Annotated in this window: 8 protein-coding genes, 1 tRNA gene and 3 rRNA genes (1 of these 12 running past the window's edge); all 12 read right to left on the bottom strand. The window is 47.4% G+C overall.

Going from position 1 to position 10,842, the window contains the following annotated elements; all coding sequences use genetic code 11:
- A 23S ribosomal RNA gene (locus K3F53_RS04895) occupies nt 1–341 on the bottom strand (it extends 2,595 nt beyond the left edge of the window).
- A gap of 152 nt (nt 342–493) precedes the next feature.
- Nucleotides 494–608 (bottom strand): 5S ribosomal RNA (gene rrf, locus K3F53_RS04890).
- 7 nt (nt 609–615) lie between these two features.
- Nucleotides 616–691: transfer RNA gene (locus tag K3F53_RS04885), tRNA-Ala, on the bottom strand.
- A gap of 136 nt (nt 692–827) precedes the next feature.
- Nucleotides 828–2,368: ribosomal RNA gene (locus K3F53_RS04880) — 16S ribosomal RNA — on the bottom strand.
- Together the 16S, 23S and 5S rRNA genes with 1 tRNA gene alongside form the textbook arrangement of a ribosomal RNA operon.
- 497 nt (nt 2,369–2,865) lie before the next feature.
- Nucleotides 2,866–5,142 carry a YcdB/YcdC domain-containing protein gene (locus tag K3F53_RS04875; RefSeq protein WP_057899580.1) on the bottom strand — a complete coding sequence of 759 codons (2,277 nt, stop codon included), beginning with the start codon at nt 5,140–5,142 and terminating at the stop codon, nt 2,866–2,868.
- 187 nt (nt 5,143–5,329) lie between these two features.
- Nucleotides 5,330–6,478 (bottom strand): D-alanyl-D-alanine carboxypeptidase family protein, encoded by a 1,149-nt coding sequence (locus K3F53_RS04870; protein ID WP_220559609.1) that lies wholly within the window; start codon nt 6,476–6,478, stop codon nt 5,330–5,332.
- Nucleotides 6,447–6,761, bottom strand: coding sequence for a hypothetical protein (locus K3F53_RS04865; RefSeq protein ID WP_220559599.1), 315 nt, complete (start codon nt 6,759–6,761; stop codon nt 6,447–6,449). The genes K3F53_RS04870 and K3F53_RS04865 overlap by 32 nt, the downstream gene beginning before the upstream one ends.
- An 8-nt stretch (nt 6,762–6,769) precedes the next feature.
- A complete protein-coding gene (locus K3F53_RS04860) occupies nt 6,770–7,645 on the bottom strand; it encodes an SDR family oxidoreductase (RefSeq protein WP_057899582.1) in 876 nt (291 codons plus the stop codon).
- A gap of 127 nt (nt 7,646–7,772) precedes the next feature.
- Nucleotides 7,773–8,231 (bottom strand): pyridoxamine 5'-phosphate oxidase family protein, encoded by a 459-nt coding sequence (locus K3F53_RS04855; protein WP_220559589.1) that lies wholly within the window; start codon nt 8,229–8,231, stop codon nt 7,773–7,775.
- Nucleotides 8,232–8,249: 18 nt separating this feature from the next.
- Entirely contained in the window at nt 8,250–8,978 is a 729-nt protein-coding gene (locus K3F53_RS04850) for an ABC transporter ATP-binding protein (protein WP_057899584.1), read from the bottom strand.
- A complete protein-coding gene (locus tag K3F53_RS04845; protein ID WP_220559580.1) occupies nt 8,972–9,757 on the bottom strand; it encodes an ABC transporter ATP-binding protein in 786 nt (261 codons plus the stop codon). The genes K3F53_RS04850 and K3F53_RS04845 overlap by 7 nt, the downstream gene beginning before the upstream one ends.
- Nucleotides 9,754–10,836: a branched-chain amino acid ABC transporter permease gene (locus K3F53_RS04840; RefSeq protein ID WP_220559571.1), complete on the bottom strand. Its 1,083-nt coding sequence runs from the start codon at nt 10,834–10,836 to the stop codon at nt 9,754–9,756. The genes K3F53_RS04845 and K3F53_RS04840 overlap by 4 nt, the downstream gene beginning before the upstream one ends.
- Nucleotides 10,837–10,842: the final 6 nt, after the last annotated feature.

Genomic DNA, 10,842 nt, shown 5'->3' with positions numbered 1-10,842 from the left:
CTTCTACCTCATCCTTTTGTAACTCCGTATAGAGTGTCCTACAACCCCGGAAGGCGAACCTTCCGGTTTGGGCTGTTCCCCGTTCGCTCGCCACTACTAAGGGAATCGCATTTGCTTTCTCTTCCTCAGGGTACTTAGATGTTTCAGTTCCCCTGGTGTGCCTCTCGCTGCCCTATGGATTCAGGCAGGAGTCCTTCCCCATTACGGGAAGTGGGTTTCCCCATTCGGACATCTCCGGATCAACGCTTGCTTACAGCTCCCCGAAGCGTTTCGTCGTTTGCCACGTCCTTCATCGGCTCCTGGCGCCAAGGCATCCACCGTGCGCCCTTCGTAGCTTAACCACATTGAAGGGTTTCTTTTATGGAATCCTTGTTTTGCGCGTGTTTCTTCTGTATCCAGTTTTCAAGGTACAACTTCTATGATGGGTTTAGAATGAGTACGTACTTTTTGTTTACAGGCAAAACTCACAAACAAAAAAGATACGTTCATTCCAGCCTGGCAACGCCCTACTCTCCCAGGGCATACGCCCAAGTACCATCGGCGCTGAAGGGCTTAACTTCTGTGTTCGGGATGGGAACAGGTGTGACCCCTTCGCCATTGTCACCAGACATCGTATGGTGGAGGCAAGCGGGATCGAACCGCTGACCTCCTGCTTGCAAGGCAGGCGCTCTCCCAGCTGAGCTATGCCCCCAGAATGCAAATGAAAACACCGACATTCCAACAAAACATTGTATGTTTTCATCGGTCGTCTTCATATTTTCTTTTTGTAGGAACGAAGTTCCTTCAAAACTGAACAGTGAATACTCGTGCGTGCCGAGACTCCGTAGAAAGGAGGTGATCCATCCGCACCTTCCGGTACGGATACCTTGTTACGACTTCACCCCAATCATCTGCCCCACCTTCGGCGGCTGGCTCAAGAAGGTTACCTCACCGACTTCGGGTGTTGCAAACTCTCGTGGTGTGACGGGCGGTGTGTACAAGACCCGGGAACGTATTCACCGCGGCATGCTGATCCGCGATTACTAGCGATTCCGGCTTCATGCAGGCGAGTTGCAGCCTGCAATCCGAACTGAGAACGGTTTTTAGGGATTGGCTCACCCTCGCGGGTTGGCACGCCCGTTGTACCGTCCATTGTAGCACGTGTGTAGCCCAGGACATAAGGGGCATGATGATTTGACGTCATCCCCACCTTCCTCCGTCTTGTCGACGGCAGTCTCCTTAGAGTGCCCAACTGAATGCTGGCAACAAAGGACAAGGGTTGCGCTCGTTGCGGGACTTAACCCAACATCTCACGACACGAGCTGACGACAACCATGCACCACCTGTCACCGCTGTCCCGAAGGAAGCCTCCATCTCTGGAGGGGTCAGCGGGATGTCAAGCCCTGGTAAGGTTCTTCGCGTTGCTTCGAATTAAACCACATGCTCCACCGCTTGTGCGGGTCCCCGTCAATTCCTTTGAGTTTCAGCCTTGCGGCCGTACTCCCCAGGCGGAGTGCTTATTGCGTTAGCTGCGGCACTGAGGAGGTGGACTCCCCAACACCTAGCACTCATCGTTTACGGCGTGGACTACCAGGGTATCTAATCCTGTTTGCTCCCCACGCTTTCGCGCCTCAGCGTCAGTTACAGGCCAGAGAGCCGCCTTCGCCACTGGTGTTCCTCCACATCTCTACGCATTTCACCGCTACACGTGGAATTCCGCTCTCCTCTCCTGCACTCAAGCTCCCCAGTTTCAGATGGCCCTCCACGGTTGAGCCGTGGGCTTTCACACCTGACTTAAGAAGCCGCCTGCGCGCGCTTTACGCCCAATAATTCCGGACAACGCTTGCCCCCTACGTATTACCGCGGCTGCTGGCACGTAGTTAGCCGGGGCTTTCTCGTCAGGTACCGTCAGACCGGGAGGTCATCCCGGCGGTTCTTCCCTGACAACAGAGTTTTACGATCCGAAGACCTTCCTCACTCACGCGGCGTTGCTCCGTCAGACTTTCGTCCATTGCGGAAGATTCCCTACTGCTGCCTCCCGTAGGAGTCTGGGCCGTGTCTCAGTCCCAGTGTGGCCGTTCACCCTCTCAGGTCGGCTACGCATCGTCGCCTTGGTAGGCCGTTACCCCACCAACTAGCTAATGCGCCGCAGGCCCATCTGTACGCGGCTCAAAGGCCTTTCCATGCCGAACCATGCGGTTCGGCATCCTATCCGGTATTAGCTCCGGTTTCCCGGAGTTATCCCGGTCGTACAGGCAGGTTGCCTACGTGTTACTCACCCGTCCGCCGCTAACCTCAGGAATGCAAGCACTCCATCGGTTCGCTCGACTTGCATGTATTAGGCACGCCGCCAGCGTTCGTCCTGAGCCAGGATCAAACTCTCCAAAAAAGATGAAGATTGATACGCAAGCTCGTAAGCTAGCTAATAAAGTAAAGAATGTTTTTCGGGCCCCATAAAAGTGCCTGAAATCAACTTTGAAGCTGACCTTCACTTTCATGGGATATTTACCTCGCACACAAACGAGTGTCACTGTTCAGTTTTCAAGGAACTTCTGTTTCTATCACTTTTTATCAGTGACTTTTATATTTTATTACATCCCTGATAAAATTACAAGCATTTTTTAATTTAATTTAGGGATGTTTATTTTCTGGATATAAAAGCTATTTTTTCGAATCGACAAGAGAAAATATATCACGATTCTTACGTAAAAGCAATTACTTTTTTATATAAATAAAACTGGAACAAGGTTGTCTCATAGGATACTAACGACATAAAAACAAATGCTGTATTTTGCCGCCGTTCATTTCCCCGAATTTCAACGGTGAACCAGCCCCGGAAAAAGACAACAACAGTCTGGCGCCAAAACCAACGCCAGACTGTCGCTCTTAGTCAGCAAACAATTCTTTTGTTTGTAAATACCGGTATATTGCTACTGCTGCTTCCGCTTTCGTCACCTGGCGTGCAGGTTCAAACTCGCCTTTGGAATTCGCTTCCATGATATGAAGACGAGTAACAAGGGCAGCGTTTCCTCTTTTCTGAATCGCAGCCTCATCTTTGAATTTGCTTTCAAATACTCCCTCTTTCGCTGCCAGTTTGTCGTATCCCAATCCCCTGACAATCAGTTCCGCCAAAAATTCACGGGTGGCCGGCTCATTCGGGCGCAGCATTTTGTCTTCTCTCGACAGCAAGCGATTTTGCAAAGCCCATTCTGCCGCCTGTCTATACTCGCTTTCTTCCTTAACATCCGAGAAGAAAGAGTCTTGCTGCGGGTTGTAATAATCGTACGGTTGGCGCGCTGCTATGTAAAACACTTTCAGCAATTCTCCGCGAGTCAGTTTTTGATCCGGGTTTACTTTACCATCCTTTACTTCAAGCAGATTTGCATCCACCATCTCCTGCAATTCTTTTTGAAGCGGATGACCGGCAATATCGGTCACAGGTTGCGTAGAATCATTGATTTTCTGAATACCATCTGATTTCCATTCTCCGGTTTTTGCATCCAAATAGCTTAAGCCTGCATCATCTGTCTGCCCTTTTGTTTTTATGCTGATCTGGTATACAGGCTTCGCTTTCCGGATTTGATCAGCTGAAAGAGAGAAAAACGGGGGGAATGTATAATAGCCAAGCTCCGCTTTCAATAAAGACATAATCTTCTTTTTCGCCTGCTCAGGGGAAATTATAGTACCGATATCCGGAAGCTCAGATTTGGACCAGTTCATATTGTAATTCACAATTTCTCCCGTCTCGGCGTCTACAGTAACCGTCGCTCCTTCTCCCACTACCCGGATCCCATTTTCCTTGCGTACGAATGAAACGTCATAACTCATAATTTTGTTTGTGTCTGTTCCGAAATAATTTGGAGAAGCTTCCATCGTATATAGGTTACTCAAACGTCCCGGAAGCACCTTTCTAACAAAAGCCTCCGCTGTTTTTTCCGCCTGTTGTGCTGTCACATTCACCTTCACTTGCTCCGGCTTTTCCATTTTCATGCCGTATCTTGTATCATACCGATTTAAGCTGATTAATTCCCCAGTCTGCGCATCTAACGATACATAAATGTGCTTGTCAGAACCGTCTTTACTCTGCCAAAAAAGCTCCCATATTTTCCTTTCATAAGGAGAAGTTTCTTCGCGGTAGCTTCTTTGCTGAATTTCTAGAGATTTATCAACTAAACCCAATTCTTTTACTTTTTCTATTGCTCCCGCTTCATTCAAGTGCATATTGGCGGGAGGAGAAGTCGGACTCGTGGAAAGTACGCTTTTCAATCCGGAAGCGCTCGTCAGCTCTTTCCCATCTACCATGGAAAGCTGTTTGCCTGTTTTTGCGTCAATAATAAAGTTCGGAATGACACTGTATGTGTCATTTGACGTTTTTAATTTTGGCGCATATGCAAGCGCAATCTTTCCGCCCGGACGTGATCCATTCGGCAAATAAGCCAGTTCCAGTTCTAAATCTCGCTCAACACTTTGCAAAATCTCAGCTTCACTCTTTATGCCTTTATTGCTCTCAAACTGTAGCTTATTATGCCAGTTAAATTCCAGCCTCTGCAGCTTTCCTCTCTTGTCGTATGTAAAGCGTACGCCCTGGTCAAATACCGGGATTCCGTCATGCTGACGCGTAAAAACAAGCGTATTCTCCATGCCAGAAACTCCACGTTTGAAACTGTCCAGCGATGTCTCATCAAATTTTAGTTCATTCGCATATGCACCATAATGCTTGGAAACAAATGCCTTCGCTTCCGTTAGCAAATTTGCCGTATCAATCTTGCCCGGTAAAACATTCCTCCGTTCCATATCGCGCGACCAACGATCCATGCCTAGTATCGTTCCATCTTGTGCATCAATCAAAATGTTAATATGGCCGTAATCGTCTCCCGGTTGCCCCAAATTCCAGGATAAGTGCCAAAGCGTACGACCTATCGCTTTATTGTTTTCTAATTCTACTTGGTCGTTCCTGTACCCAGCTGGAATGGATATCACCGTTTGTGCAATGCGCAGCGCCTCTTCACGCGAGATTTTCGCTGTTTTTATCGGTTGTGATTGGACGAAAGGTGTTGCTGAATCCGCTTTGACCTCTGCTGCCATTACGTTGTAAGGCAATATCCCGCCCGCGATGAGGGATACCGCCAGCAAAGAACTTGTCCACTTCTTTTCTTTTTTCATGCTTCTTCCTCCCTCTTATTTTTTCACTAATATTGACGAGCACATATGAGAATTAGTTCCATATTTTTTAAATTTTTTCCTTGATTGATCATTGATCTCTGCAATCAAACAACATACATGTTTTCCTTATTCATTACATATTACAAAAAAACTTGTCCCTATAATATTTATAGAGACAAGCGAGAAATTAGACCTGTTTTTTCTTTATTAACAAAATCACCATCCAGCACATGAAAAAAATCATCAATCGCCAGAAACACAACATCAAAAATTCGGGTAAACTTTGATATTTATCTCCGGACGAACTGATCTTCTCCATCTTTCTATCGGGATCCGCGATTTGGAGATGTTGTTCCCTCATAAGTACCGATGGATACTCTCTTACCACTCCGGAATCAGTTTCAACAATTAGACCGTCTGCTCCGTTTACATGGACGCGAAAATGATCCTCTTTTGGAATGGAAGCGTAAACGTTTTGTCTGATCCGGTAACGTTCTCCGCCTTCCGAAATCTTTGCACCTGCCTGTAGCACAGGAACGGTTTTATAATTTTTAAATCCGTAATCAAGCAGTTTGATCGCGTCTTTATAAATTTGCCTGTCATCATCCGCTTTCATTAACACGGCGATAAATTCCGTCCCTTCGCGCTCGGCTGACGCTACAAGCGTAAACCCTGATTGAGTGGTATACCCGTTTTTGACACCGTTTGCTCCCTGATAAGATACAAGCATTTTGTTATGATTGATCAGCTTGCTCTTCCATTCTTTTCCTTCCCACGGTTTTACCCGCGTCCGGACGATTTGTCGAAACTTTTCATTTTTCATTGCATGGGCCGTAATTTTGGCCATATCGGAAGCGGTTGTTATATGGTCTTCTTCATACAAACCGCTCGGATTGGTAAAATGGGTATGATGCGCTCCGACCGAAGCAGCAAATTCATTCATTCGTTGACTAAACGCCGCAACGCTTCCGTCAATATGTTCAGCAATTGCCACAGCAGCGTCGTTTCCCGAATTCAGCAAAAGACCGTATACTAAATCTTCAAGCCGTTTTTGTTCTCCTTCAGCCAGAAAAATCCGCGTCCCTTCCGCTTCACGCGCATTTCGAGACACCACTACGTTATCGTTAAGCCGCCCATATTCCAAAGCAATAATGCCGGTTACGATCTTTGTAATACTGGCTGGTGCCATTGCGCGATCCGCGTTCTTTTCATATAACACATCCCCAGAACGTGAATCAACAAGGATAGCCGATTCGCTGTTCAAAGTTAAATGGTTCGCTTCTTCCGTCGCACCGACACTTCTTTCAGATGCTGCAAACGAGCAATTTACCGGCAAAAGAAGCAGTATTATTAATAATAGACAGGGAAAGCTTCTGACTGTGCAGAATGTAACATAAAATATCGCAAATATTTTCATGCGAATTATTATAAATCATAGGAAAAGGTTGAAAAAGGAGCAGAAAGATATAAATTTCACTAGGATAACTTGCTGCAATAACAAAGAGTGCCGAAAAGCAAATGATGGGACACCCTGGGTCTGGTGTCCCATCGTAAATCTGCTTCTCCGACAAACAAGCTGGAATATTTTCTTGTGGAGCCGTAAAAACCGGACGATACATTTCCCGCGTTATCCATTCACAATAATCCCGCCATTGACATGAATCATTTGCCCAGTAATGTAAGAAGAGTCATCCGAAGCAAGAAATACATAGCTTGGTGCCAGCTCCTGCGGTTGACCCGGACGCCGCATAGGCGTGTCTTTGCCGAACTTCTCCACTTTATCCGGTGGGAATGTCGAAGGAATTAGCGGAGTCCAAATTGGCCCCGGCGCCACACCGTTTACCCGGATGCCTTTGTTAACAAGCGACTGAGACAGAGAACGGGTAAACGTAACGATTGCCCCTTTAGTAGAAGAGTAGTCGATTAGTAACGGATGGCCCTTATAGGCGGTAATTGAAGCCGTGTTGATAATTGAACTCCCAGGTTTTAAATGCTTCAACGCCGCTTTCGTTAAATAGAACATGGAAAAAATATTTGTCTGAAACGTCCGATGCAACTGCTCCGATGTAATATCTTCGATGCTGTTCTGCACATGCTGCTCAGCCGCATTGTTTACAAGAATATCCAAGCGACCAAACTCGTTAATGACCTGCTGAACCGCATTCTGACAAATCTTCTCATCGCCGACGTCGCCAGCTATGAGCAAGCCTCTGCGCCCTTCCTCTTCTACTTGACGCTTCGTTTCTTCCGCATCGCTATGCGCTTCTAAATACATAATGCACACATCCGCCCCTTCTTTGGCGTACGCGATGGCAACCGCGCGCCCGATGCCGCTGTCTCCTCCCGTAATGAGCGCCACTTTGCCTGCTAACTTGCCGCTGCCTTTATAGTTATAGTCCTCCGCATTTGGCCGTGGAGACATTTTCGATTCAATATCTGGCTGAAGATATCCGTGTTGTGGAGCCATTGACGTCAATGTATCTGCCTGTTTTTGTTCTGCCATCATAAGCCATCCTTTCTTTCTTGCGTATTCTTGCAAAAACCATCACATTATATGTTGTTCCCGTTCTGTGCCCATATGAACCAAAAAAAGCGAAACCGTTTCGGCTTCGCTTTTTCCAGCATTCTTCTTATTTAAGCATCGCGGTATATACTTGTTCGTCCAATGCTTTCGCTTTTTCTAGGTCATACGTTTTTTCAAATTTCGGTTCCTGGGTAATTTTTGCGCCCCAGAACATGCTGTCATAAACGGCAGAGATATCAACCTCAATCTTTGCGAGCGGCATAGCCACACCTTCCATCTTTTCTTCCAGGATCGTGCATTTACCAACGATGGAATAAACCGTTTCCAGACCAATGACACACAGGGTAACACGCGGGTTCGCTTTCACGTTCGTAACGATGCGGGAAGAGTTCGTAACGGAAAAGCGAACTTTGCTTTCGGATGGCGCTTTCACCCAGGAAATCGCGTTAACGGTAGGCGTCTGTGTCTCCGCGTCTACCGTACTTAAGAGCACAAGCGTTTCTTCATTGAGCAGGGCAATTTGTTGTTCTGTTAAAGTTGTAGGCGCTTCCGTTTTCTTTGCCATGATAACCACTCCTTTGTATTACATCGCTTTTTTGCCTTTGCCGAGATAGGCGTCGCGCACCGCTGGGTTCTCCGCTACTTCCTGCGCGGCTCCGCTGATAACAATCTGTCCCCTCTCCAGTACACAAGCATAATCCGCGATGCCGAGCGCCGCTCTTACGTTTTGTTCTACCAGAATAATAGTCGTTCCGAATTCTTGTTTCAATTGCTGTAAAATTTCCATGATGCTTTTAACGATAAGCGGAGCAAGCCCGAGCGACGGCTCATCAAGCATAAGAAGTTTCGGATTCGCCATCAACCCTCTCGCAATGGCAAGCATCTGCTGTTCTCCCCCGCTCAGCAAACCGCTCGGGCGATCTAGCATTGACTGAAGCCGCGGAAAAAAGTGCAACATTTTTTCATAATCGCGCAACACTTGTTGCCTGTCGCGTCTAAAGCGGTGATAGGAACCGAGAATGAGATTGTCTTTTACTGAAAGAGAATCGAAGATTTGCCGCCGTTCCGGAACAAGAGCGATTCCTTTCGCAACAACCTGCTCGGCACGCAACTCTGAAATATCTTCGCCTTCGAAAACAATATTTCCTGCTTGCGGAGCATAAATACCCGCAAGCGTTCCGAGCAACGTGCTTTTGCCAGCGCCGTTCGAACCAACAATCGCCAGAGTCTCGCCTTTTTGCAGCGAAAAATGAATGCCGCGCAGCACGTGAAGGTACCCGTGATACGTATGCAAATTCGTTACTTCTAACATTCCAAACCCCCCTCATCTCCCAAGTAGGCCGCGATGACACGCGGATCATTATAGATTTCCTCCGGAGTTCCTTCCGCAATTTTGCCTCCGTAATCAAGCACAACAATCCGGTCGGCGGTCGACATCACGGTTTCCATGTCGTGCTCCACAAACAGAAACGTCATACCTTTATTTCGCATTTTTAAAATAACATCTACCAATTCACGTGACTCTTCTGGATTAAGACCTGCCATTGGCTCATCGAGTAAGATAAGTTTCGGGTCCGCAGCAACTGCGCGCGCAATCTCGACAAGGCGCTGGTTACCGTATGGAAGCATAGCAGCGCTTTCATACGCTTTATGCGCCATCCCGACAGCTTCGAGATATTCCAGCGCCTTTTCCAACATCGTCCGTTCTTCTCTTGCCACCTGCGAAAGGCGAAACCCTGCGCCAAGCAAACCGGTTTTACCACGGATGTGCATGCCGGTCATCACATTTTCAATGACCGACATATTTTCGAAAATTTGCAGATTCTGAAATGTGCGTGTAATTCCCATCTGTGCGATTTCAAACGTTTTTTTTCCGATAAGTTCCTGGCCGTAAAAACGAATGGAACCTGACGTAGCGGGAAGGATAGCCGTAATCATATTAAAAAGCGTCGTTTTGCCGGCGCCATTCGGCCCGATAACAGCGACGATTTCCCCAGGAAAAATGTCAAATGAAACATCATGTACTGCCATAACACCGCCGAAGCTTCTGGTCAGATTGCGCACTTCAAGCAATGGTGCTGCCTGGTTCATCTTTCACCACCTCCGACCATGCTCACCTGAACTTCCTTCTCGTCTTCAAGTTCCATGTGCGCATTCCTGCTGTTCTGACCGCCGCTGTCCTTTTTTCTCCTAAGATTCTTCCATGTTTTAGCAAGTGCCGGTACAAGTCCTTCTGGCATGTAAATCAGAAGAGCTACTAACAATACCCCAAAAAAAACAATCTCGAATTCACCGCTTGCATTGCTCATGACAAGCGGGATCACCTCTTTCAGCCCTTCGCTTAAAAAAACGAATACAGCTGCACCAACCATACCGCCCCATATGCTCGCCATGCCGCCGATAATCACCATAATGAGGAAATGAATCGACGCCATCGCCTCAAATAGCTGCGGGCTAATGAATGTAACATAATGCGCGTACAGACTGCCAGCGACCGCGGCATATACAGCGCTCATCATAAACACTTGCAACTTGTATTTCTGGGTGTTGACGCCAAGAGCGCTGGATGCAGTCTCACTGCCATGAATGGAACGGAGCGCACGACCAACGCGCGATTGAATCACGTTGCGTGCAAACAAAATACTGCAAATCGCAAGCGGCCAAACAAGATAGTAGTAAGCGAAATCAGTCGTAAATTCAAAACCGAAAATTTCAAGCGGCGGAATGCCGAAAAATCCATCCAATCCTCCGGTTAACCCTTTGAGCTGCTTAAAAAAAATAAACACAATGACACCAAATCCAAGCGTGGCCAGCGACAAATAATGTTCAGTGAGCTTCAATGTCGGCACCCCGACAATATACGCAATGATGAGCGCCACGAGCGCGCCGGCAGCGATCCCGGCAAGGGCAGGCATTCCCATCTTGGCCGTCAAAATCGCTGATGTATAAGCTCCTACACCGTAAAAAGCCGCATGGCCAAGCGAGATTTGGCCGGCATATCCCATAAGCATAGACAATCCCGTTCCCACAATCGTATAAAACCCGATCAATACCATCATGCCCAAAAAATAAGGGGATGGAATCAAGAAAGGCAGGGCCAGCAAAACGAACGTAAGAACAAGCGGCCCCTTGAGGCTGCGGCTGTAAATCAGCTTGATATTTGTTTTCATCACGCA

This window comes from Aneurinibacillus thermoaerophilus, from assembly GCF_019603355.1.
GTDB classification, from domain to species: Bacteria; Bacillota; Bacilli; order Aneurinibacillales; family Aneurinibacillaceae; genus Aneurinibacillus; species Aneurinibacillus thermoaerophilus.
Note: the sequence above shows the minus strand (reverse complement) of the source record. Positions and strands in the feature narration are given on the sequence as shown.

What these genes read in the sequence shown, in the direction of transcription:
- K3F53_RS04840 (WP_220559571.1), bottom strand. Translation starts at nt 10,836, where the DNA reads ATGAAAACAAATATCAAGCTGATTTACAGCCGCAGCCTCAAGGGGCCG.
- K3F53_RS04865 (WP_220559599.1), bottom strand. Translation starts at nt 6,761, where the DNA reads ATGTATCGTCCGGTTTTTACGGCTCCACAAGAAAATATTCCAGCTTGT.
- K3F53_RS04855 (WP_220559589.1), bottom strand. Translation starts at nt 8,231, where the DNA reads ATGGCAAAGAAAACGGAAGCGCCTACAACTTTAACAGAACAACAAATT.
- K3F53_RS04875 (WP_057899580.1), bottom strand. Translation starts at nt 5,142, where the DNA reads ATGAAAAAAGAAAAGAAGTGGACAAGTTCTTTGCTGGCGGTATCCCTC.
- K3F53_RS04850 (WP_057899584.1), bottom strand. Translation starts at nt 8,978, where the DNA reads ATGTTAGAAGTAACGAATTTGCATACGTATCACGGGTACCTTCACGTG.
- K3F53_RS04845 (WP_220559580.1), bottom strand. Translation starts at nt 9,757, where the DNA reads ATGAACCAGGCAGCACCATTGCTTGAAGTGCGCAATCTGACCAGAAGC.
- K3F53_RS04860 (WP_057899582.1), bottom strand. Translation starts at nt 7,645, where the DNA reads ATGGCAGAACAAAAACAGGCAGATACATTGACGTCAATGGCTCCACAA.